Below are 23,087 nucleotides of genomic sequence, written 5' to 3' on the forward strand. Positions count from 1 at the left end.
GGAGGCATGGCCGCATTCTGCGGCATGCGTTTCGGGGGCGGGGATGGCATGGGCAAGCCGCCGATCATGGCGCCCGATTGGGGAGGAATCTGGGAGACGCGTCCTTGCGTGCCTCTCCCACATTTCTCCCGATTCGGATCGCACGATGCCCGCCATGACACCGGACACGCATCGCGCTCCTCCCACCTCCGCCTTCCGCGCACTGGCCGTCGCCGCGCTCGCCTGGGCCCCACCGGGGCACGCCGCGCCGCCGTCCACGCCTCCGGGCGATGCTGACATCGACCTGCTGCTGTTCCTGCTGGCGGCGCTGTTCTGGGGCGTCGCGCATGTGTGGACGCTGCTCGTGGTCTGGGCCGAGGCCCGGGCTTCGGGCGTGCGCGCGCCTGCCAGGAAGGAGGCCGCCCATGGCCGATGAAGCGATCGGGCGCCGGGGCCTGCTTGCTGCGGTCGGCGCGGCCGGCCTGGCCGCGTCTGCACCCGTGGCCGTTGCAGCAGCGCAGAAGCTCCCGCTGACCGCCCAGACCACCGAGGGCCCGTACTACCTGGACCTCGCGAACTTCCGCACCGACCTGACCGACGGCCGCGAGGGCGTGCCGCTCGATGTGCGCCTGCGCGTGCTCGATGCCGCCGGGCGGCCGCTGCGCGGCCTGCGCACCGACCTGTGGCACTGCGACGCGCAGGGCAACTACTCCGGCTTCAGCGGGCAGGGCGACGACCGCACGCGCGGCTTCGAGGGCCAGGCCTTCCTGCGCGGCAGCCAGCGCACCGACCGCGACGGCCAGGCCACGTTCGCCACGCTCTACCCGGGCTGGTATGCGGGGCGCACCACGCACATCCACGTCAAGGTGCACCACCGCGAGCGCGCCGTGCTCACGACGCAGTTCTTCCTGCCCGATGCGCTCAGCGAGTTCCTCTACACGCAGGTCTCCAGCTACCAGCGCGCGCGGCTGCGCGACACGCTCAACAGCGCCGACGGCATCGCATTGCGGGCCGGCGACACGGTGCTGGGCGCGGTGCGCGAGGAGGGCCGGCGCTACGTCGCGCTGCTCACGCTGGTGGTCGACCCCGCCGCGCGCCCGGTGACCGAGCGCCCGCCGCCGCCGGGCAGCGGCCCCATGCCGGCGGGCGGCGTGCGGCCGATGCGGCCGCGCACGCCCGAGGGCCTTGCCCGCATCCGCGCGCTGGTGCCGCCGCGCACGGAAGGCTGAGCGGTGTTGCGCATGCCGCTCCCGTTCGTTGCGCCCGCCGATGGGCGGGTCACGCCGCGCGCGCTGGCCCACGCCTGCGCGGGCGGCCTGGCCTTGTGCAGCCTGGCGCTGGGCATCGGCGTCGCGGCACGCGGCGCCTGCGCGGAGGCACGGCAGGCGGCCGTGCGCCACGCCAGCCTGTCGACGCTGGCGCCGATCATGCAAAGGGCCAGCGAAGGCCGCGGGCCGCGCGGCCACGGCGCATGCAAGGCCAGGCCCGCGCTCAGCCCGGCCGCTGTGCGAAGCTGAACCCCACGCCGTAGACCGAACGGATCCAGCCGTGCGAGGGCGACACGGCCGCGAGCTTGCGCCGCAGGTTCTTGATGTGCCCGTCGACCGCGCGCTCGTTCACGTCGAGCGCCTCGGGGAAGGCCGCTTCAAGCAGCCTGGCGCGCGTGAACACGCGGCCCGGTTCGCGCGACAGCGCACGCAGCAACAGCAGCTCGCGGCGCGTGAGCGCCAGGGCCCGCCCCTCCAGCCAGGCATGGCCCAGCGCGCTGTCGAAGGCCACGGCCGGGGAGGCCATGCCCACGCTCAGGTCGGGCGGCGCGCGCCGGCGCAGCACCGTGTGCACGCGCGCCACCACCTCGCGCGGCGAGAAGGGCTTGCAGACATAGTCGTCGGCGCCCAGGTCGAAGCCGCGCAGCCGGTCGGCCTCGTGCGCGCGCGCCGTCAGCACGATGATCGGGTGGTCGCTGCGCGCGCGCACCTGCGCGATCACCTGCAGCCCGTCGATGCGCGGCAGCACCACGTCGAGCAGCGTGAGCGCCGGCGGCGCATGCAGGATGCGCTCGAGCGCGGCAGCGCCGTCGCCGAGCTGCTCCACCTCGTGGCCTGCGCGCTGCAGCGGGCCCAGCAGCAGCGACGCGATCTCGCGTCCGTCTTCCACCAGCAGGATGCGGCTCATGGCGCGTGCGGTCCGGTTCAGAAGGACGTGCCGATCTGGAACTGGAAGCGCTGCGTGCGGTCGGCCGCGATGCCGTTGGCCGTGTCCTCCTTCTGGTAGACGATCGGCACCGCGTACGCCAGGCGCAGCGGGCCCAGCGGCGAGATCCAGCTGATGCCCAGGCCGGCCGAGGCGCGCAGGCGGTTCTGCGCCTTCCATTGCGCGTCGGTCATGCTGGCCGTGCGTTCGGCGAACACGTTGCCCGCATCGAAGAAGGTGTACAGGCGCAGCGACTTGTCGTTCCCCGCGCCGGGGAAGGGCGTGGTCAGCTCCATGTTGAAGATCGCCTTGCGCGTGCCGCCCAGCGAACCACCGGTGACCGCGTCGGTCGGGCCCAGCGAGTTCTGCTCGAAGCCGCGGATCGAGCCGAGTCCGCCCGCATAGAAGTTCTTGAAGATCGGGAAGCTGCTGCCGCCCAGCGCCTTCGCATAGCCGAGCTGGCCGTTGAAGGCCAGCGTGTACTGCCTGGACAGCGGCACGTACTGCTGGTACTGGTAGTTGGTCTTCAGGTAGCGCAACTCGCTGCCCACGCCCAGCTCGAGGTTGGCGCTCTGCAGGCGCCCGCGCGTGGGCACCAGGGCGCTGTCGCGGTCGTCGCGCGACCAGCCCACAGTGGCCGGGATGCCCACCACGTTCCTGCCCGCGCACACCACGCTCGGCGCGGTGCCGGTGCACTGGAAGTAGTCGAGGTAGGCCTGCGGCGTGGCCGTGTAGACGTACGAGCCGTTGACCAGCGTGTACGAGCCGTTGGTGCCTGGCGTGAACGAGTAGCGCTCCACGCCGATGCCCAGGTACACCGTGTCCAGCTCGTTCACCGGCAGCCCGAAGCGCACCGAGCCGCCGTCGCTCGCGAGCTTGTAGTTGCCGTCGGCCTCGTAGTAGGGCCGCGTGGTGGTGTGGAACAGGTTGAAGGTGCGCGAGATGCCGTCCTTCGTGAAGTACGGGTCGGTGGCCGTGAGCGACACCGAGCGGTTGTACGAGCTGGTGTTGACCTGCAGCCCCAGGTAGTTGCCCGAGCCGAACACGTTCTCCTGCGTGATGCCGAAGCTCAGCGAGATCTTGTCGGTCGACGAGTAGCCCGCGCCGAGTTGCAGCGAGCCCGTGGGCTTCTCGGCCACGGTGACGTTCAGGTCGACCTGGTCGTTGCTTCCCGGCACTTCGGCGGTCTCGACGTTCACGTCGGTGAAGAAGCCCAGCCGGTCGACGCGGTCGCGCGAGAGCCTGATCTTCGTGCCGTCGTACCAGGCGCCTTCGTACTGGCGGAACTCGCGCCGGATCACCTCGTCGCGCGTGCGCGCATTGCCACCGATGTTCAGCCGCCGCACATAGGCGCGCCGCCCCGGCTCGGCGTTCAGCACCATCACGACGCGGCGCCGGGTGCGGTCGATCTCGGGCTCGGCCTTCACGCGCGCGAAGGCGTAGCCGAAGGTGCCGAAGTGGTCGGCAAAGGCCTTGGTGGTGGCCGCCACGTCCTCGCCGTTGTAGGGCGCGCCGGGGCGCACGGTGACGAGCGACTTGAACTCGTCCTCGCGCCCCAGGTAGTTGCCCGCCAGCTTCACGCCGGCCACCGCGAACTTCTCGCCCTCGCTGATGTTCACCGTGAGCTCCAGCGTCTGCCGGTCCGCCGAGATCGCGACCTGCGTCGACTCGATGCGGAACTCGAGGTACCCGCGCGTCAGGTAGAACGAGCGCAGCGTTTCCAGGTCGGCGTCGAACTTGCTGCGCGCGTACTGGTTCGACTTCGTGTACCAGGCCAGCCAGCCGCCGCTGTCCTGGTCGAACAGGTCGAGCAGCGTGCGTTCGTCGAAAGCCTGCTGGCCCACCACGCGCACCCGCGTGATGCGCGCCGGCTCGCCCTCGGTCACGCTGAACGTGAGGTTGACGCGGTTGCGCTCCAGCGGCGTCACGGTGGTGACCACCTGCGCGTTGTAGAGGCTGCGGCCGATGTACTGGCGCTTGAGCTCCTGCTCCGCACGGTCGGCCAGCGCCTTGTCGAAGGGCCGGCCTTCGGCCAGACCGATGTCGCGCAGCGCCTTCTGCAGTGCCGCCTTGTCGAACTCCTTGGTGCCCGCGAAGTCGACATCGGCCACGGTGGGGCGCTCTTCGACGATGACCACGAGCACCTGGCCATTCACGTCGATGCGCACGTCCTTGAACAGTCCGAGGTCGAACAGCGCGCGGATCGCCGCGCTGCCGCGGTCGTCGCTGTACATGTCGCCGGCCTTCAGGCCGAGGGTTGCGAACACCGTGCCCGCTTCGACGCGCTGCAGGCCTTCGAGGCGGATGTCCTGCACGGTGAACGGGTCGGCGGCCTGTGCCGGGCAGGCTGCCATCGCGAGGCACAGCGCGGCAAGGGCCGCGAGGGACTTGGGAGGAATCGTCATCACCGCATGGTCTTCACCAATGTCGGAGGAATGTGGGACGCCCTCCCGCGCGCAGGGCCGGTTGGTGAGCAGTCGTTACTGCAACCCCATCGCGTTCACCGCCGGCCACGACACCGCAGGCCGTTCGATCCGTTCGCGGCAGTTCTGCGCATGCGTCTCCAGCGACAGGTCGCCCTGGATCTCCAGCAGCCGCTGCACCGTGCGATCGACCGCCCGCGCGTCGAGCAGCGGGTACGTGCGTGCCGTGCGCCCGTTGTTGCGCACCAGGCGCGCGATGTACGGCAGGTCCTGCTGCGTGATCACCGCAGCCGGCATCACGCCCTCCAGCTCCACGCCTTCGCACGGCAGCAGCACGAAGTACTGCAGCCGCAGGTCGTCCGGCAGCAGGCTGCGCAACTGCGTCGTCTTGCGCCCGCCCTGCCAGGCCGGGTCCTTCACTTCACGCGCCCGTGTGCAGCCCTGCAGCCGCAGAAACCAGCGCGGCGGCGCCTCGTCGGATTTCTTGCGATAGACGAACGCGTTGCGCCAGGCCTTGATCTCGAACAGGTAGACACCCGTCTCGCACACGATCACCGCATCGATGCGCGCCGTGGGCACCGCGCAACCGGAGGGCATCGGGATGATGAGGTTGCGAAGAATGCGCAGATGCGAAAACGCCGGACTGAACGCGGTGGCAAGTTGCTGCACCCCGAGCGACGCGGCGACCGCGCTTTGCGGCAGAACAATGGTCATGTCGAACTCCTTCGGAGCCCCGAGCATTGCCGGCCTTTTAGGAGACTTCTGGTAAACGAGGCAGAGCCTTGCGGTGTTCCCAGGCCGAGCGAAGCAAAGGCCTGTGAGGTTCCCCACCCCTTCTGTATGCGCCGAGGAGCGCAGCGTTTCGCGGATCAGGGCTCGCCCTTGTTTGAGCGAAGCGAGTTTGGGCGAGACCCCGCGAAACGTGAGCACCGCAGGTTGCCCGCAGCGAAGCGGAGGGACGCAGACAGCAGGGTCGCCTTTCTTTGCTTACTTTCTTTGGCGAAGCAAAGAAAGTGAGTCGCCAGCCGGGGCGAGACCCGGCCTCGGGAAGCAAAAAGACTAACCCTCGATCTTCCCAAGCCGCGACTCACGAAGCCGGCTAGGCGCCAACGCCCCAGCCGATTCAAGAATCGGATAAGCAATCGAACAGATATGCGAATTGATCCGCTTCAAATCGCTGATCAAGTCAATGTGCAGCGAACTCGTCTCGATGCTCAAAGTAGTCCGATCCGACAACCGATCCAGATGGGTTGTTGCATAGGCCCGCTCCAGATCGCGAAACCGTGCTTTTTCTTCCAGCAGCTTTTGCGCGTCGCGCACATTGCCGTTCAAGAACACACTCATGCTCAACCGCAGATTGGCAACCAGCCGCTGGTGCAACTCGACGATCTCCGCCATCCCCGCTTCCGAGAAGTTGCGCTGCGGCTTGATCTTCTTGTCCTCGATATCGATGATCACCCGCTCGATGATGTCCCCGATCTGCTCCATGTTGATCGTGAAGCTGATGATGTCCGTCCACCGCCGGCTTTCCTCTTCGCCCAGCGCCTCGCGCGAGATGCGCGTCATGTAGTACTTGATCGCCGAGTACAGCTCGTCCACCGTGTCATCGAGTTGCCGCAGCTCCTGCGCCAGCCGCAGGTCGTTGTTGCGGATCACATCGAGCGTGCCGATCAGCATCGTCTCCACGATGTCCGCCTGGTGCAGCGCCTCACGCGCCGCGTTCGAAATGGCCAGAGAAGGCGTCGACAGCGCCGAAGGGTCGAGGTGGTGCGGCCGGCTCGTGCCCACGGGCTGCGGCGGCACGGGCAACATGCGCGTCACCAGCTTGGCGACCCACTGCGTGAGACCGATGAACCCGACGCTGATCACGATGTTGAACGCCAGGTGGAACAGCACCACGCCGTGCGTCTGGTTCGGCAGCTGGGGCTGCACGTAGCGCACCCACAGCCCCACGAACGGCGTGACCAGCGCCACGCCCAGCGCCTTGAACAGCAGGTTGCCCACCGTCACCTGCCGCACCGACACGGCAGAGCGTGCCGTGGTCAGCACCGCCAGCAGGCCGCTGCCCAGGTTGGCGCCGAGCACCAGGCCCAGCGCCACGTCGAGCGGCACCACGTTCGAGCTTGCCATGGCCGCCACCAGCAGCACCACCGCCAGGCTCGAGTACGCCACGATGGCGAGCGCGGCGCCGAGGGTGATTTCCAGCAGCACATCGCTGGTGATGGACGCCAGCAGCGCCCGCACGGCCGGCGACGAGAACAGCGGCTCGGTGGCCGCCACCACCAGCTGCAGCGCCAGCAGCATCAGCCCCAGCCCGATCAGCACCCGCCCCACGCGCCCCGCCACGGTGGCCGAGCGCGTGATGAACAGCACCACGCCCACGAAGATGAACATCGGCGAGAGCCACGAGAGGTCGGCCGAGAACAGCACCGAGATCAGCGCCGTGCCCACGTCGGCGCCCCGCATCACCGCCAGCGCCGCCGGCAGCGTGACCAGGCCCTGCCCCACGAACGAGGAGGTCATGAGCGACGTGGCCGTGCTCGACTGCACGAGCGCCGTGACGCCGATGCCCGAGAGCGCGGCCGTGAAGCGGTTGCGCATGCTCTGCACGAGGATCTTGCGCAGGTTGGCGCCGAAGACGCGCAGCACGCCGGTGCGCACGAGGTGCGTGCCCCACACCAGCAGGGCGACGGCCGCAAGCAGATTCAGAAGGTGCTTCATGGAGGGCGGGGTCTGACCTTTCTCTTGTTTTCGTTTTGATTCGTTTCAGCCCCATTTTCCACAAGTAGACGCTTCAGTCGATCAGGGCTCCGTTGTCGTGGAAAGGATAAGGGCCTTCGAAGCTGCCGGAGGCCGCCAGGTGGGTGACGAGCCGGCGCCCGGCTGCGGACCAGGCGTGCACGCGGAAGGCGGGCGGTTCCAGCGTCCAGGCCGAGGCGGCGTCGGGCGCCAGGTCGAGGCAGACCTGGTGCGCCTGCGCCGGCGAGGTCGAGGCGATGGTGCCGCCGAAGCGCACGTCGATGGCGCGGTGCAGGTGGCCGCAGATCACGCGCTCGACGTTCGTGTAGCGGCGCAGCAGGGCCTCGAGCGCGTCGGCGCCCTCGAGCAGGCCGATCTCGTCCATGTGGCCGATCAGCGTCTCGAAGGGCGGGTGGTGCATGGCGACCACCACGGGCTCGTGGCGGCAGGCGTCGAGCCGGGCTTCGAGCCAGGCCAGGCGCTTGTCGCACAGCGTGCCGTGGCTGGCGCCGGGCACGCAGGTGTCGAGCGTGAGCAGCCGCAGCGCGCCCACGCGCACCGAGTACTGCACGAAGCCGTGCGTGTCGGCGCCCGTGCCCAGGTAGGCGTGGCCCGGGAAGCTGCGGCGCAGCTGGTCGCGGTCGTCGTGGTTGCCGGGCAGCAGGTAGACGGGCATCGTCAGCGGCGCGAGCAGGGCGGCCAGGTGTTCGTACTCGGCGGCGCGGCCGAAGTCGGTCAGGTCGCCGGTGATCACCACCGCGTCGGGCGGCTGGCGCAGCGCGAGCACCGACTGCACGGCGCGCGCGAGGTAGGGCGCCGTGTCGATGCGGCCGTAGGCCAGCCGGCCGGGTTCGCGGATGTGCAGGTCGGTCAGCTGGACCAAGAAGGTGTTGGGATTCGTTGTCGTGGTCATGCGCGGGTTTCCTGCGAGGTCATCAGGCGGTCGGCCGGGATGCGCAGGCCCACCGCGTCGCCCGGTCCGAAGGGGTTGTCGCGCCCCACGTCGGCCACCAGCACGGGCTGGTCCTGCAGGCGCAGGTGCAGCTGCACGCGGTCGCCCAGGAAGGTGCGGCGTTCGACCGTGGCGCGGCCCCAGCCGGGCGCCTCGCCGGGCGGGGGCGCGCCGACCTCGATGTCTTCGGGCCGCACCAGCAGCGTCGCATGCTGCTGCCAGGGCGCGGGGCAGGGCAGCGACGACCCTCCGAGTCGGACAACGCCCTGCGCGATGGCGTCGGGCGCGCGCTCCAGCCGGTTGACCCGGCCCAGGAACTCGGCCACGAAGGGGTGCGCGGGCGCGCGGTACAGGTCTTCGCCGCGCCCGACCTGCACGATGCGCCCGGCGCGCATCACCGCGAGGCGGTCGGCGATGGCCAGCGCCTCCTGCTGGTCGTGCGTGACGTGGATGGCCGTGATGTGCAGGCGGCGCAGCAGCTCGGCGAGTTCGTCGCGCAGCGACTCCTTGAGCTTGGCGTCGAGCGCGGCCAGCGGCTCGTCGAGCAGCAGCACGCGCGGGCGCACGGCCACGGCGCGCGCCAGGGCCACGCGCTGGCGCTGGCCGCCCGAGAGTTCGGCGGGACGCTTGTTCTCCAGGCCGCCCAGGCGCACGAGGTCGACCAGTTCGCCCACGGCGCGTTTCTCTTCCTCCGGCGACACGCCGCGGATGCGCAGGCCGTAGCCGATGTTGGCCGCCACCGTCATCTGCGGAAAGAGGGCGTAGCTCTGGAACACCATGCCCACGCCGCGGTGCTCGACCGGGCGCTGCGTGACGTCCTGGTCGCCGAAGACGATGCGGCTGCCGTCGTCGGGCGCCTCGAGCCCCGCGATGAGGCGCAGCAGCGTGGTCTTGCCGCAGCCCGAGGGGCCGAGCAGCGCGAGCACTTCGCCGGCCTCGACCTTGAGGTTGGTGGGCTGCAGGCCGCGCGTGCCGTCGGCGTACGTCTTCGCGCAGTTCGAGATGTCGACGGGGATGCGTTCAAGTTCCATGGCGTTTCTGCATCAGGTTGGCAAGGTACTGCAGGCCCCACAGCACCGGAAGAATGACGGCGAAAAAGACCAGCGTGTAGGCCGATCCGATCTCGATGCGCATCGAGGCGTAGCTGTCGGCCAGGCCCACGGGCAGCGTGCGCGTGAGCGGCGTGTGCAGCATCCAGGTGAGGTTGAACTCGCCCACCGACAGCGTGAACACCATCAGGCTGCCGGCCACGATGGCGGGGAACACGGCGGGCACGAGGATGCCCATGAAGCGCTGGCGGAAGTTCGCGCCCAGCGAGCGCGCGGCCTCTTCGAGCGCGAGCAGGTCGTCGCGCTGGAAAGCCGAGCTTACGGTGCGCACCATGAAGGGCAGCGTGAAGACGATGTGGCCCACGAGGATGAAGGCGAAGCTCTGGCGGAAGGCCGTGAGCTGGCCGTAGGCGAGGATGAGCGCGAGCGCCGTCGCCAGGCCCGGCACCGCGACCGGCAAGGTCAGCAGTTCCTCGAAGATGCGCGCCGCGCGCGAGCGGCTGCGCGCCAGCGTGTAGGCGCAGGGCACGCCGATCAGCACGGTGCACACGACGCAGGCCACGGCCAGCGCGAGCGACCAGCCGACGGTGCCGCCGTAGTTCTCCCACACCTCGCCCAGCCAGCGCAGCGTGAGGCCGCTCTTGAGGCCCGCGCTGTAGTTGTTGACGAGGCCGGCCATCACCGACAGCAGCATCGGCGCGATCATGAAGAGGCTCACGATCACGGTGATGGCGAGCAGGAAGGGGGCGCGGGGTTGCGAAGGGGTCTTCATCATCGGGCGACCGGGTTGGCGCCGAAGCGGCGCGCCACGAAGAGCACCAGCCAGGTCACGACACCCAGCGAGATCGACAGCGACGCGGCGAGCGCGAAGTTGGCGTAGTTGGTGAACTCGTTGTAGATGGTGATCGGGATCACCTCGAACTTGCTGGCCAGCGTGAAGGCCGTGCCGAAGGCGCCCATCGAGGTGGCGAACAGGATGGCGCCGCAGGCCAGCGTGGTGGGCGCCAGCTCGGGCATCCACACGTCGCGCGCCACGCGCAGCTTCGAGGCGCCGAGCGAACGCGCGGCTTCCTCGAGCTGCGTGTTCATCGATTCGGCCGCCGCGGCGTAGGTGGCAATGGCGCGCGGCAGCGAGAAATACAGGTACGCCAGGAAGAGGCCGAGCAGGCCGTAGGCGAAGGTGATGCGCTCGCCGACCAGCGCGTCGCTCAGGTCGGCCACCACGCCCTGGCGCCCGCCCAGCAGGATCACGAAGAAGCCGATGATCACGCCCGGGAACGACAGCGGCAGCGTGAGCAGTGACAGCAGCATGCGCTTGCCCGGGAAGGCATGGCGCGCGAGGTAGATGCCCACCGCCGCGCCCAGCACCAGCGTGGCCAGCGTCACCGCCACCGACAGCGCGACGGTGTTGGCCATGCTGTGCAGGTAGCGCGCATCGGTCAGCACCGCGAAGTAGGTGGCGGCGCCCTTGTCGGCCGGAAGCGCGAGCAGGCGCACCACCGGCAGCAGCCAGAAGGCCGCGAAGAAGACGGCCGCCGGCGCGACGCAGGCCAGCAGTCGCCAGCGTGGGTTCCAGGCGTTGGAGGAGGTGGTGCGTGTCATCGCGCGCGGCGCCGGGTCAGCGCACTTCCTTCAGGTACTGGTCGGAGAAGCCACGCTGCGCGTCGGCCATGCGGGCGTAGTCGACGGTCTTGGCACGGGCGTAGTCGCTCGCGGGCAGGAACTGCGCCTCGATCTCCTTGGGCATGGCGCTGGCGCGCACCGGGCGCAGGTAGGCCTTGGCCCAGATCGCCTGGCCTTCGTCGGACAGCGTGAAGTCGAGCACCTTCTTCGCATCGGCCGCGTGCGGGGCCTTGGCGACCAGGCTCATCACGTAGGGCACGGCCAGCGTGCCTTCGCTGGGGATGACGAAGGCGACGTTGGCCTTGTCCTTGTACTTGGCGCGGTAGGCGTTGAAGTCGTAGTCGAGCAGGATCGCGATCTCGCCCGACAGCACGCGCGCGTACGAGGTCTGCTTGGGCACGATGGGCTCGTTCTTCTGCAGCGCCTTGAAGTAGTCGATGGCCGGCTTGAAGTTGTCGAGCGTGCCGCCGCGCGCCTGGTTCACGGCCACGGCGCCCACGTAGCCCACGAAGGCCGAGGCGGGGTCGAGATAACCGATGAGGCCCTTGTACTCGGGCTTGAGCAGGTCGGCCCACGACTTGGGCACCGGCTTGCCCTTGAGCGCGTCGACGTTGACCATGAAGCCGAGCGTGCCCGAGTGGATGGTGAACCAGTTGCCTGCGGGGTCCTTCAGGCCGTCGGGAATGTCTTTCCAGGCGGCCGGCTTGTAGGGCTCGACCACGCCGTCTTTCGCGGCCTGCACCGCGAAGGTCACGCCGAGGTAGGTCACGTCGGCCACGGGGCTGGCCTTTTCGGCGACCAGCTGCGCGAGCGACTGGCCCGAATTCTTGTTGTCGGCCGGCACGGTGATGCCGGTCTTGGCCTTGATGGCCTTGAGCTGGGTGCCCCAGTCGGCCCATTCGGTCGGGCAGTTGTAGCAAATGGCGGTCTGGGCCATGGCGCCGCCGGCGGCGACGAGGGCGGCGGCCAGCACGCCGAGGCGGGCGAGTCGGTGAAAGCGCAGGGACATGGAAAAACTCCTGGGAGGGGTGGTGAGGTCAGGACAGTGCGGCGTCGTTGTCTTCGCGCGCATTCGCGCACGACTCGCCGTCTCGGAAGGCATGAGGCAGCAGCAGGCTCGCGTCGGCCTGCAGCGCGCGGCCGCCGGCGATCGCCTGCGCCAGCAGCTCGACGCTGTGGCGGCCGATGTCGCTGTTGGGCTGCGCGACGGTGGTGAGCGCGGGCGTGAGGTCTTCGCCGAGCGCGATGCCGTCGAAGCCGACCACGCTGAGGTCGTCGGGCACCACCAGGCCGCTCAGGTGCGCGGCGCGGATGCTGCGGATGGCGAGCAGGTCGTTCGAGCAGACCAGCGCCGTGGGGCGGCTGCACGGGCGCAACTCGGCGCACAGCGCATCGACGGCGGTCTCGACGAAGGGCACTTCGACGAGCGGCGGCGCCGCGAGGCCGGCTTCGGCCATGCCGCGCTGGTAGCCGCGGTAGCGCTGCTGCGCGCGGTCCGAGGCGGCCAGCGTGCCGCTGACCATCGCGATGCGCCGGTGGCCCAGCAGCACGAGGCGCGTGACCGCATCGGCCACCGCGCCTTCGCTGTCGACCGACACGCAGGGATGGTCGGCGTGCCGGTTGTAGGCCAGCACGTAGGGCACGCCGGCGGCCTGCAGGCGCTGCAGCGCGGCCGAGGTGGACGGGTTCGACACCACGAGGATCAGCCCGTCGACGTTGCCCGCCAGCAGCAGCTGGACGGCGCGCTCTTCCTCGTCGAGCCGGTAGCCCGTGGTGACCGGCAGGATCGCGTAGCCGCCCGCGACGGCCGCGCGCGCGATGCCCTGCAGGCATTCGGCAAAGGTCGGGTTCAGCAGCGTGGGCAGCACCACGCCGAGCGTGCGGCTGCGCTGGGTGCGCAAGGTGCGGGCGCTGGCGTTGGGCAGGTAGTTGAGCTCGCGCGCCACGCGCTCGACCAGTTCGCGCGTGGCCGGCGTCACCTTGTCGGGGAAATTGAAGGCGCGCGAGACCGTGGCCACGGAGACCCCAGCCTGGGCGGCTACTGCTTGGATGCTCATCGTGCGGGGTCCGTGGTGGGGTTCATGTAATCGATTACATTGGGCCGGCGCAGTATGACTTCGCGATGACAGGGCAGGGAAGTGGGGAGAACCCCGGGGCCGCTGGCGCAGCGTGCGGCCCAAAGAAAAAGGGGCCCGTGGGCCCCTTTGGTCTAGAACTGGCTTACTTGCCGCGCCGGACTCGCCGGATCTCGTCGACGATCAGGCAGATGGCCCCGAGCGTGATGGCGCTGTCCGCCGCGTTGAACGCCGGGAAGTACCAGTTGCCCCAGTGGAAGCTCAGGAAGTCGACCACGTAGCCGTGCATCATGCGGTCGACCACGTTGCCGATCGCGCCGCCCAGGATGCAGGCCATCGCGAACGAGAAGAGCTTCTGGCCCGCGTGCGACCGCAGCATCCAGACGATGAAGATCGCTGCCGCCACGCCGATCGCCGTGAAAAACCAGCGCTGCCAGCCCGAATGGTCGGCCAGGAACGAGAACGCGGCGCCCGTGTTGTGCGCGCGCACGACGTTGAAGAAGCTCGTCACGTAGGTCGCGTCGCCGAGCTTGTAGTAGCCCAGGATCAGCGTCTTGGTGAACTGGTCGATGATCACGATGATCGCCGCCAGCCCGAGCCACGGCCAGATGCTGGCGCCGCGCGAACGCGAGGCCGACGAGGCGGAACGTGCGGCCGCCATCAGGCCACGCTGCGCGATTCGCCCGCGCCGAACAGGTTGCTCGTGCAGCGGCCGCAGATGGTCGGGTGCGCCGGGTCGTGGCCCACGTCCTCGCGGTAGTGCCAGCAGCGTTCGCACTTCTGCGCGGTGCTCGGCGTGACCACGGTCGACAGCGTGTCGCCCGCCGCCAGCGCCACGGCCGAGGCGATGAACACGAACTTCAGGTCGTCGCCCAGCGAGCCCAGCAGCGCGAGGTCGTCGGCCGGTGCGTTCAGCTGCAGGTTGGCCTGCAGCGACGAGCCGACCTTGCCCTCGGCGCGCACCGCCTCGATGTCCTTGTTGACGCCGTCGCGGATCTCGCGGATGCGGCCCCACTTGGCGAGCAGCGCCTCGTCGGGTGCGGCGAACTGGCTGTAGGTCTGCGTGAAGATCGACTCGCCCGGCTTGCCGGTGCCCACGATCTTCCAGGCCTCTTCGGCCGTGAAGCTCAGGAACGGCGCCATCCAGCGCAGCATGGCTTGCGAGATGTGCCACAGCGCGGTCTGTGCGCTGCGGCGCGCGAGCGAGCCCGGGGCCGTCGTGTAGAGGCGGTCCTTCAGGATGTCGAGGTAGAAGCCGCCCAGGTCTTCCGAGCAGTAGATCTGCAGCTTGGCCACCACCGGATGGAACTCGTACACCTGGTAGTGCGCAAGGATCTCGGCCTGGAACTGCGCCGCGCGCGACATCGCGTAGCGGTCGATCTCGAACAGCTGGTCGAGCGGCACGGCATCTTTCGCGATGTCGAAGTCGCTCGTGTTTGCGAGCAGGAAGCGCAGCGTGTTGCGGATGCGGCGGTAGGCGTCGACGACGCGCGCGAGGATCTTGTCGTCGCCCGCGATGTCGCCCGAGTAGTCGCTCGCGGCCACCCACAGGCGGATGATTTCCGAGCCCAGCTTGTTGCTGATTTCCTGCGGGTCGATGCCGTTCTTGAGCGACTTGCTCATCTTGATGCCCTTGGCATCCACCGTGAAGCCGTGCGTGAGCAGGCCCTTGTACGGTGCGCGGTCTTCCAGCATGCAGGCGATCAGCAGCGACGAGTGGAACCAGCCGCGGTGCTGGTCGTGGCCTTCGAGGTACAGGTCGGCCTCGGGGCCGGTCTCGTGGTGCACGTTGGGGTGCGTGCCGCGCAGCACGTGCGAGAAGGTCGAGCCCGAGTCGAACCACACCTCGAGGATGTCGGTGCTCTTGGTGTAGCTCGGTGCGTCTTCGGCGCCCAGGATGTCTTCGACCGTGACGCGGCTCCAGGCCTCGATGCCGCCCTTCTCGACGATGTCGGCGGCCTGGTCGAGGATTTCCATGGTGCGCGGATGCAGCTCGCCCGAATCCTTGTGCAGGAAGAACGGGATCGGCACGCCCCAGCTGCGCTGGCGGCTGATGCACCAGTCGGGCCGCCCGGCGATCATGTCGTGCAGGCGGGCCTTGCCGTTCTCGGGGTAGAAGCTGGTCTGCTCGATGGCGTCGAGCGCGGTCTGGCGCAGCGTCTTGGGCGCCTTGTCCTTGGTGAACACGCCTTCGCCTTCGTCCATGCGAACGAACCACTGCGCGGCCGCGCGGTAGATCACCGGCGTCTTGTGGCGCCAGCAGTGCGGGTAGCTGTGGGTGATGGTCTCGGTGGTCAGCAGGCGGTTGGCGTCGCGCAGCGCGGCGATGATCACCGGCACGGCCTTCCAGATGTTCTGGCCGCCGAACAGCGGGAAGTCGGGCGCGTAGCTGCCGTTGCCCTGCACCGGGTTCAGGATGTCGTCGTACGCCACGCCGTGGGCGATGCAGGAGTTGAAGTCGTCCACGCCGTAGGCCGGCGAGGAGTGCACGAGGCCGGTGCCGTCGGTGGCGGTGGCGTAGTCGGCCAGGTAGATGGGCGACAGGCGCTGGTAGCCCGCATCGACGTCGTACAGCGGGTGCTCGAACTCGAGCCCGCCGAGCGCCTCGCCCTTGACCGTGGCCAGCACCTTGCCGTCGAGCGCGTAGCGCGTCATGCACATCTCGACCAGCGAGTTGGCCAGGATCAGCAGGCCGCGCTCGGTGTCGACCAGCGAGTACTCGAGCTCGGGGTTGAGGTTGATCGCCTGGTTGGCGGGGATCGTCCACGCGGTGGTGGTCCAGATCACGGCGAAGATGTCGCCCAGGATCGTGTGGTCGGTGCCGAAGGCCTTGAGCACCTTCTCGCGCTCGTGCGCCTTGAAGGCCACGTCGATGGTCTGGCTCTTCTTGTCGGCGTATTCGATCTCGAACTCGGCCAGCGAGGAGCCGCAGTCGAAGCACCAGTACACGGGCTTGAGGCCCCGGTACACGAAGCCGCGCTCGATCACGCGCTTGAACGCGCGCAGCTCGCCGGCTTCATTGGCAAAGTCCATCGTCTTGTAGGGATGGTCCCATTCGCCCAGCACGCCCAGGCGCTGGAAGTCGACCATCTGCTGGGCGATCTGCTCCGTGGCGTAGGCGCGGCTCTTGGCCTGCATCTCGTCGCGGCTGAGGTTGCGGCCGAACTGCTTTTCGATGGCGTTCTCGATCGGCAGGCCGTGGCAGTCCCAGCCGGGCACGTACAGCGCGTCGAAGCCTTCGAGCTGGCGCGCCTTGGTGATCATGTCCTTGAGGATCTTGTTCACCGCGTGACCCATGTGGATCTGGCCGTTGGCGTACGGCGGGCCGTCGTGCAGGATGAACTTGGGCGCGCCGTGGCGGGCGTCGCGCAGGCGGTGGTAGCGGCCTTCGTCGTTCCATTCCTTGACCCAGCCCGGTTCGCGCTTGGGCAGGTCGCCGCGCATCGGGAAGGGGGTGTCGGGCAGGTTCAGCGTGGAACGGTAATCTTTGGGGGAAGCAGCGTCAGACATGTTGGGTGCGGCGAAACAGAGGGGCTTCGACAGGCTCAGCCCGAACTGCATTGAGCGGTCGGTGCGGAAGATATAGCCGTTCGCCCTGAGCTTGTCGAAGGGCGGCAGCACGGGGCGTGCAGGGCTAAATTCGGTCGCGCGTGGTCTGGCGGTGGGTCTCGGCGTGGGTCGATGCGAAGAACGCGCGTGCGTCGCGGCCATCCTTCGCGATGCCCGCAGTGAGGGCTTCGAGGCTGGTGTAGCGCAATTCGTCGTGCAGTTTGTGCAGGAGTTCCACGCGCACGATTTTACCGTAGGCCCCTTCGGCCCCCAGATGCGAGGGCCACTCCAGGCAATGCGTCTCCAGCAGCACGCGCCCGGCGTTGACGTCGTTGGCGTCCAGCGAGGGTCGCACGCCGAGGTTCGCGACACCCGGCAGCGGCTGGTCGGCCAGGCCGTGCACCAGCACCGCGAAGATGCCGCTGGCGGCTGGTTTCCAGTGCTTGAAGCGCAGGTTGAGGGTGCGAAAACCGTCGTCCTTGCCCGGCGACGACGCGCCCAGCGCCCGGCCCAGCTTGCGGCCGTGGACCACGTGGCCCGAGATCGTGTACGGGCGCCCCAGCAGCGTGTGGGCGTCGGCCATGCGGCCTTCGGCCAGCGCCTCGCGCACGGCCGAGCTGGACACGCGCAGGCCGTGCACCTCGTAGCTGTTCATGCGCGCGACGTCGAAACCCTGCGCTTCGCCGGCGGCATCGAGCATGGCGTAGTCGCCCGCGCGTTTGGCGCCGAAGCGGAAGTCGTCGCCCACCAGCACGTAACGCGCACCCAGGCCGTCGATCAGCACGTTCTGGATGAAGGCCTCGGGCGACTGGGACGCCAGCCGGCCGTCGAAGGGCAGCACGATGGTCTGGTCGACGCCGCAGGCCGCCAGCTCGGTCAGCTTGTCGCGCAGCGTGCCGATGCGGGCCGGCGCCAGGTCGGGTTTCTTGGTGACGGCGGCGAAATAGTCGCGCGGGTGCGGCTCGAAGGTCAGCACGCAGCTGGGCAGCCCGCGATGGCGGGCCTCGGTCTGCAACAGCGCCAGCATGGCCTGGTGGCCGCGGTGGACGCCGTCGAAATTGCCGATCGTGAGGGCGCAGGCCGGAGCTACGCCCGGGTGTCGGAAGCCGCGGAAAACCTGCATGGGAGAGTATCTTTTTGATAGCGCCTGATGCCCGTCGTATGGGCAAATCAGGCCGATTTGTCACAAAGCCGGTATATTGTGACGCAGTGGGTGGGTTGGCGTGAGTCGCCGACGCATTCCGAGTCTCTGGTCTCTGCGTGTTTTTCTCGTTTCGAGGAGGCGTGTGTGAAGGTCTTGAAGCTGTCGGCCCAAGGGCTGCCCCAGTCATGGATATCGCTGGAACAGGCGGTGATCCACTACGCGGCGGACGAAGTCCGCTGGGAAGTGGGCGCGCAGGTGGCTGTGTTCCGTGGCGGCCACAACGCGATCACGGGTGAGCAGTCGCAGATCGCGATCAACAGCATCATCGGCACCAAGGGCGTGCCGCGCATCAACCCCTTCGCGCAGCGCCCGGGCCTCACCAACAGCAAGCTGTTCTCGCGCGACCGCAACATCTGCGCCTACTGCGGTGGCCATTTCCACGAAGACGAACTCACGCGCGAGCACATCATTCCGTTCGCGCAGCGCGGCATCGACACGTGGATGAACGTGGTCACGGCCTGCAAGCCCTGCAACCATCGCAAGAGCAGCCGCACGCCCGAGCAGGCGAACATGCCGCTGCTGTACGCGCCCTATGTGCCCAGCCTGTGGGAAGACTTCATCCTGCGCAACCGCCGCATCCTGGCGGACCAGATGGAGTTTTTGATGGCGCACCTGCCGCAGTCGTCCCGGTTGCACGACATCTGACACCCGGCGCGCAAGAAAAAGGAGGCCTCGGCCTCCTTTTTTCTTTCAGCCCTTCCAGGCCGGCGGCCGTTTCTCGATGAAGGCCTGCACGCCTTCCAGCGCACTCTCGTCCATCATGTTGCAGGCCATGGTCCGGCTGGCGTCGGCCAGCGCGGCCTCGATGCCGGTCTCGAGCTGGCGATAGAACAGCGCCTTGCCCAGCGCGAGCGCCGTGCGGGGCTTGGCGACGATGCTGGCGACCAGTGCCTCGACGGCGGCATCGAGCGCTTCGGGCGGTGCGACCCGGTTGACCAGGCCTTTTTCGCGCGCTTCCTCGGCGCCGATGAATTCGCCCGTCACCAGCATCTCGAAGGCTTCCTTGCGACCCAGGTTGCGCGACAGCGTGACGCCAGGCGTGGCGCAAAAGAGGCCGACGTTGACGCCGCTGACCGCAAAGCGCGCGTCGCTGGCGGCCACCGCGAGGTCGCACACCGCCACCAGCTGGCAGCCCGCCGCGGTCGCGATGCCGTGCACGCGCGCGATCACCGGCACGGGCAGCCGCTGGATCGACAGCATCATCGCGCCGCACCGGTCGAACAGCTGCTGGTAGTAGCCGAGCGAGGGTTCGGCGCGCATCTCCTTCAGGTCGTGGCCCGCGCAGAAGGCCTTGCCCGCCGCAGCGATGACGACGGCGCGCACCGTGTCATCGGCGGCGACCGCGCCGAGCGCCTGCTCGAGCGCGCCGAGCATGCCCTCGGACAGCGCATTGAAGGCGGCGGGACGGTTCAGCGTGAGCGTGACCACGCCGCGCGCGTCGCGCGCCGTCAGGACAAAGGGGGCCGTGTCGTTCATGGCCGTTCAGTACGTCAGCTCGAGCACCGTCGTGTGCCCTTGCGCGGCGGGCCAGCTCTGGCCGCTGAGGCGCTCGCCGTTGAACTCGGCGCTGACCGTGCGCTGCGGCGCGCCGGCCGCGATGCGCAGCCGCGAGCTCGACTGCCCCGCGCCCTGGGCCGGCACGCCGGGCGGCGGGCTCTGGCCGTCGAAGTTCATCGTGTCGCGCTGCGCATCGAAGTAGCCGCGCGGGCGCGTGAAGACGACCACCGCACCCGCGCTGCTCTCGGCCGGCGCCAGGCGCTCGGTCCGCAGGTTGACGACGCCGCTGCTGCGCACGAACGGGCTGCGGTAGATGTGCGTGGTGCCCTGGCCGGGCACGTCGAGCACGAACTCGTAGCGCGCCGTGGGCTGCGCGCTGAACGGGCCCCAGCGGCCGTCGGCGCCGACCGTCTGCTGGTGCGCCGCCTCGCCGCGCCGCGCGCCCGAGGCCGGGTCGACGGCAAAGACCGTGACGCGCGCGCCTGTCAGTGCCAGGTTGTCCGCGCCGGTCGCGCGGCCGTCGAGCACGACCTTCGATTCTGGTGCCACCGCCGTGCTGGCCGGCGCCTGGCCGGTCAGGAAGCGCCAGGTCGCCGCGAAGGCAGAGGGCGAAAACGAGGTCTCGCGGTGGTCCACGCGCGGCAGCACGAGGTTGGTGGCACCCTTGAGCGCCGGCCCGTCGAAGCCGATGTTCGTCGGCTGGCCCGGCGCGCCGATCCACAGGCCGTCGGGCTGGGCGTACTTGTCGTTGGTGTCCGAGCGCAGCGTGAGCCATTGCACGCCGGGCGTGACCTCGTCGCCGTTCGGTCCCTTGGGCGCATTGAGCTGCTGCATGAAGGCCGAGAGCCCCGAGAACTCGTTGTTCTCGCGCAGGCCCTTCACCTTCCAGATGCCGTGCGCCGGGTTGCCGCCCAGCACCACGTGGCTCACCACGGCCGCGCCGCCGCCGTTCTGCACGTAGTTGCGGATGGTGTTGCCGCCGCGCGAATTGCCGATGAGCACGACCTTGGGCGCGCCCGTGGCCTTCAGCACCTTCTCGACCTCGGCGCGCAGGAACGCGGCCGAGTCGGCGGTGGAGCTGCGCCCCGGCTGGGCCACGGCGTCGTCGTCGCGGGCCAGGGGAGTCGGCTGGTCGAGCGCAAACAGCCGCTCGCGCGGCCAGCCGTTCGATTCGAAGCGCCAGATCGTGGTCTGCCACAGCGCGGCCGAGTCGCCGTTGCCGTGCATGAAGACGATGGGCGGGCGTTCGGTGGAAGAGGGCGCGGAGGTGGCGCAGCCGGTCAGCAAGGTGACGGCGGTGCTTCCGGCAAGGGCCAAGGCAAGCAGGGTGCGGCGGGAAGGCATGTCTGTCTCTCTCCTGGCAGGGGGCTGGGGCCCCGCAAGTGAAAACGCCCGCCGGCGCAAGGCGGGCGGGCGTTGGATGCTATCGACAAACAGCCGTCAGGCGAAGACGCCGGCCGTGTCCTGCATGCGTGCCGACACTTCACCCAGGTGGTGCAGCGTGTCGCCGAAGGTGAGCTCGAGCTGCGTGAGCTTGCGGAAGTAGTGGCTGCCGATGTATTCGTCGGTCACGCCGATGCCGCCATGCAACTGCACCGAGTTCGCGGCCACGTAGCGCATCGACGTGCCCAGCTGGTACTTGGCGCGGGCCAGCGCCTGGCGACGTTCGTCGGCCGGGGCGTTGAGCTTGAGCGTCGCGTAGTAGCTCATCGAGCGTGCCAGCTCCAGCTGCATCTTCATGTCGGCGACGCGGTGGCGCAGCGCCTGGAAGCTGGAGATGACCACGCCGAACTGCTTGCGCTGGTTCATGTAGTCGATCGTGACGTCGAGCGTCTTGTCGAGCACGCCGACCGCTTCGGCGCAGGTGGCGGCAATGCCGACATCGACCGCGTACTCGAGCGCGGCCAGGCCGTCGGCCGTGACCAGCGTGGCGTCGGCCTTGTCGAACACGACTTCGGCCGCGCGGCCGCCGTCCTGCGTGCCATAGCCGCGGGCTTCGACGCCGCTGGCGCTGCGCTCGACCAGGAAGAGGGCGATCTTGCCGTTGACCTTGGCGGGCACGATGAAGGCATCGGCCTCGTCGCCCACGGGCACCACGCTCTTGGCGCCGGTCAGCGAGTAGCCGTTGCCCGACTTGACGGCCGTGGCCTCGCACACGTCGAGGCGGTAGCGCGCCTTGCGCTCCTGGTAGGCCAGCACCACGAGGGCCTGGCCGCCGGCGATGCGCGGCAGCCAGTTTTCCTTGGTGGCCGCGTCGGCGTAGCCGCCGAGCACGGCGCCGGCGATCAGCGTCTGGGCGAAGGGCTCCAGCACGATGCCGCGGCCCAGTTCTTCCATCACGACCATGCCGGCCACCGGGCCCATGCCCAGGCCGCCGTCGTCTTCGCTGATGTACAGGCCGCCCAGGCCGAGCTCGGCCAGTTCGTCCCAGGCCTCGCGCGAGAAGCCGCCCTTGGCCTCGATGCCGCGGCGGCGTTCGAAGTCATAGCCCTTGTCGACCCACTTGCGAACGGCGTCGCGCAGCTGGTCCTGGTCTTCCGAAAAATTGAAATCCATGTTGGTGTCTCCTCAGCCCAGGACGGTTTGCGCCACGATGTTGCGCTGGACTTCGTTCGAGCCGCCGTAGATCGTGGTCTTGCGCATGTTGAAGAAGGTCGATGCCAGCGGTGCCAGCGCCGGGTTGCCGCCGGGGAAGTTGCCCTGCCAGCCGGCTTCCATGGCTTCGCGGATCAGCGGCAGCGAATAGGGGCCGCCGGCCAGCATCATCAGCTCGGCGTAGCGCTGCTGGATCTCGCTGCCGCGGATCTTGAGCAGGCCGGCCACGTCCAGTGAGTTCTTGCCCGAGGTGGCGGCCGAGAGCACGCGCAGCACCATCATCTCGAGGGCGACGATGTCGACTTCGAGCTTGGCGATCTCGTCGCGGAAGCGCAGGTCGTCATACACGCCTTCGCTCTTGGCGATGCGCTTGAGGCGCTCGAGTTCGCGCTTGGCGCGGTTCACGTCGGCGATGTTGGTGCGCTCGTGCGAAAGCAGGTGCTTGGCGTAGGTCCAGCCCTTGTTCTCTTCGCCGATCAGGTTCTCGGCAGGCACTTCGACGTTGTCGAAGAACACCTCGTTCACCTCGACGCCGCCGTCGATCAGCTTGATCGGGCGCACGGTGACGCCGGGCGACTTCATGTCCAGCAGCAGGAAGCTGATGCCGGTCTGGGGCTTGCCCTCGTTGCTGGTGCGCACGAGGTTGAACATCCAGTCGCCGTGCTGGCCGAGCGTGGTCCAGGTCTTCTGGCCGTTGACGATGTACTTGTCGCCCTTGCGCTCGGCCTTGGTCTTGACCGAGGCCAGGTCGGAACCCGAGCCGGGTTCGCTGTAGCCCTGGCTCCACCAGACTTCGCCGCTGGCGATGCCGGGCAGGAAGCGCTTTTGCTGCTCGGCGTTGCCGAAGGCCATGATCACCGGGGCCACCATGACGGGGCCGAAGGGGATGATGCGCGGCGCGCCGGCCAGTGCGGTTTCTTCCTCGAACAGGTGGCGCTGCACGGCGGTCCAGCCGGGGCCGCCGAATTCCTTGGGCCAGCCGTAGCCCAGCCAGCCCTTCTTGCCGAGGATCTTGGCCCAGCCTTGCAGATCGTCGCGCGTCAGTTCGAGCGCGTTGTGCACCTTGTGCGAAATCTCCTGGGGGAGGTTGTCCTTGACCCATGCGCGAACTTCTTCGCGGAACTTCTGTTCTTCGGGTGTGAAGCTCAAATCCATGCGTGCCTCGCTGTGTTGATCGGTCCACCGCAGACGCGGGGTGTCTCCGGAACT

21 protein-coding genes are annotated in these 23,087 nt (G+C 68.8%); 4 read left to right on the forward strand and 17 right to left on the reverse strand.

The features are described 5' to 3' along the window. Positions 1-145 precede the first annotated feature (145 nt). The 3 genes from VHAB30_RS01135 to VHAB30_RS01145 are packed head-to-tail and all read left to right on the forward strand — an operon-like array spanning position 146 to position 1,496. Positions 146-415, forward strand: coding sequence for a hypothetical protein (locus VHAB30_RS01135; RefSeq protein WP_159275525.1), 270 nt, complete (start codon positions 146-148; stop codon positions 413-415). Then, positions 405-1,208: a dioxygenase family protein gene (locus VHAB30_RS01140; protein ID WP_159275526.1), complete on the forward strand. Its 804-nt coding sequence runs from the start codon at positions 405-407 to the stop codon at positions 1,206-1,208. The genes VHAB30_RS01135 and VHAB30_RS01140 overlap by 11 nt, the downstream gene beginning before the upstream one ends. Positions 1,209-1,220: 12 nt before the next feature. Then, a complete protein-coding gene (locus tag VHAB30_RS01145) occupies positions 1,221-1,496 on the forward strand; it encodes a hypothetical protein (protein WP_159275527.1) in 276 nt (91 codons plus the stop codon). Here VHAB30_RS01145 and VHAB30_RS01150 read toward each other — a convergent pair. From VHAB30_RS01150 to VHAB30_RS01210, 13 genes are all read right to left on the reverse strand, one after another. Next, on the reverse strand, positions 1,471-2,154 hold the full coding sequence (locus tag VHAB30_RS01150; RefSeq protein ID WP_159275528.1) for a response regulator: 684 nt from the start codon (positions 2,152-2,154) through the stop codon (positions 1,471-1,473). The genes VHAB30_RS01145 and VHAB30_RS01150 overlap by 26 nt on opposite strands. 17 nt (positions 2,155-2,171) lie before the next feature. Then, positions 2,172-4,577, reverse strand: a complete 2,406-nt coding sequence (bamA, locus tag VHAB30_RS01155; RefSeq protein ID WP_159275529.1) for an outer membrane protein assembly factor BamA — start codon at positions 4,575-4,577, stop codon at positions 2,172-2,174. Between the two features lie 75 nt (positions 4,578-4,652). Continuing rightward, on the reverse strand, positions 4,653-5,309 hold the full coding sequence (locus VHAB30_RS01160) for a nuclease-related domain-containing protein (protein WP_159275530.1): 657 nt from the start codon (positions 5,307-5,309) through the stop codon (positions 4,653-4,655). A 345-nt stretch (positions 5,310-5,654) separates the two neighbouring features. Further along, positions 5,655-7,316, reverse strand: coding sequence for a Na/Pi cotransporter family protein (locus VHAB30_RS01165; protein ID WP_062480901.1), 1,662 nt, complete (start codon positions 7,314-7,316; stop codon positions 5,655-5,657). A 73-nt stretch (positions 7,317-7,389) separates the two neighbouring features. Then, positions 7,390-8,247, reverse strand: coding sequence for a phosphodiesterase (locus VHAB30_RS01170; RefSeq protein ID WP_159275531.1), 858 nt, complete (start codon positions 8,245-8,247; stop codon positions 7,390-7,392). Then, a complete protein-coding gene (locus tag VHAB30_RS01175; RefSeq protein WP_139703304.1) occupies positions 8,244-9,317 on the reverse strand; it encodes an ABC transporter ATP-binding protein in 1,074 nt (357 codons plus the stop codon). Before VHAB30_RS01175 ends, VHAB30_RS01170 begins: the two co-directional genes overlap by 4 nt. Beyond that, positions 9,307-10,107: an ABC transporter permease gene (locus VHAB30_RS01180; protein ID WP_062480906.1), complete on the reverse strand. Its 801-nt coding sequence runs from the start codon at positions 10,105-10,107 to the stop codon at positions 9,307-9,309. Before VHAB30_RS01180 ends, VHAB30_RS01175 begins: the two co-directional genes overlap by 11 nt. Then, positions 10,107-10,937 (reverse strand): ABC transporter permease, encoded by an 831-nt coding sequence (locus tag VHAB30_RS01185; protein ID WP_159275532.1) that lies wholly within the window; start codon positions 10,935-10,937, stop codon positions 10,107-10,109. Before VHAB30_RS01185 ends, VHAB30_RS01180 begins: the two co-directional genes overlap by 1 nt. Positions 10,938-10,953: 16 nt before the next feature. Beyond that, the gene (locus tag VHAB30_RS01190; protein WP_062480910.1) at positions 10,954-11,967 is read right to left on the reverse strand and encodes an ABC transporter substrate-binding protein; all 1,014 of its coding nucleotides are present in this window, start codon (positions 11,965-11,967) and stop codon (positions 10,954-10,956) included. A 28-nt stretch (positions 11,968-11,995) separates the two neighbouring features. Next, positions 11,996-13,015 carry a LacI family DNA-binding transcriptional regulator gene (locus VHAB30_RS01195; RefSeq protein WP_159275533.1) on the reverse strand — a complete coding sequence of 340 codons (1,020 nt, stop codon included), beginning with the start codon at positions 13,013-13,015 and terminating at the stop codon, positions 11,996-11,998. 163 nt (positions 13,016-13,178) lie between these two features. Further along, complete coding sequence (lspA, locus tag VHAB30_RS01200) at positions 13,179-13,694, reverse strand: signal peptidase II (RefSeq protein ID WP_159275534.1); 516 nt, start codon at positions 13,692-13,694, stop codon at positions 13,179-13,181. Next, entirely contained in the window at positions 13,694-16,543 is a 2,850-nt protein-coding gene (gene ileS / locus VHAB30_RS01205; RefSeq protein ID WP_070062279.1) for an isoleucine--tRNA ligase, read from the reverse strand. Before ileS ends, lspA begins: the two co-directional genes overlap by 1 nt. 124 nt (positions 16,544-16,667) lie before the next feature. Beyond that, positions 16,668-17,705 carry a bifunctional riboflavin kinase/FAD synthetase gene (locus VHAB30_RS01210; RefSeq protein ID WP_095948725.1) on the reverse strand — a complete coding sequence of 346 codons (1,038 nt, stop codon included), beginning with the start codon at positions 17,703-17,705 and terminating at the stop codon, positions 16,668-16,670. Between the two features lie 165 nt (positions 17,706-17,870). On the opposite strand from VHAB30_RS01210, the gene VHAB30_RS01215 reads away from it, so the two are divergent. Then, positions 17,871-18,431, forward strand: a complete 561-nt coding sequence (locus VHAB30_RS01215) for an HNH endonuclease (protein WP_062480919.1) — start codon at positions 17,871-17,873, stop codon at positions 18,429-18,431. Positions 18,432-18,476: 45 nt separating this feature from the next. Here VHAB30_RS01215 and VHAB30_RS01220 read toward each other — a convergent pair whose 3' ends face one another. From VHAB30_RS01220 to VHAB30_RS01235, 4 genes are all read right to left on the reverse strand, one after another. Next, a complete protein-coding gene (locus tag VHAB30_RS01220; protein WP_159275535.1) occupies positions 18,477-19,262 on the reverse strand; it encodes an enoyl-CoA hydratase in 786 nt (261 codons plus the stop codon). A 6-nt stretch (positions 19,263-19,268) separates the two neighbouring features. Continuing rightward, the gene (locus tag VHAB30_RS01225; RefSeq protein ID WP_159275536.1) at positions 19,269-20,627 is read right to left on the reverse strand and encodes an alpha/beta fold hydrolase; all 1,359 of its coding nucleotides are present in this window, start codon (positions 20,625-20,627) and stop codon (positions 19,269-19,271) included. Positions 20,628-20,723: 96 nt separating this feature from the next. Continuing rightward, positions 20,724-21,839, reverse strand: coding sequence for an acyl-CoA dehydrogenase family protein (locus VHAB30_RS01230; protein ID WP_159275537.1), 1,116 nt, complete (start codon positions 21,837-21,839; stop codon positions 20,724-20,726). Between the two features lie 12 nt (positions 21,840-21,851). Next, entirely contained in the window at positions 21,852-23,033 is a 1,182-nt protein-coding gene (locus VHAB30_RS01235; RefSeq protein ID WP_062482930.1) for an acyl-CoA dehydrogenase family protein, read from the reverse strand. Positions 23,034-23,087: the final 54 nt, after the last annotated feature.

Source organism: Variovorax boronicumulans (genome assembly GCF_009811375.1).
In the GTDB taxonomy this organism is placed as follows: Bacteria; Pseudomonadota; Gammaproteobacteria; order Burkholderiales; family Burkholderiaceae_C; genus Variovorax; species Variovorax boronicumulans.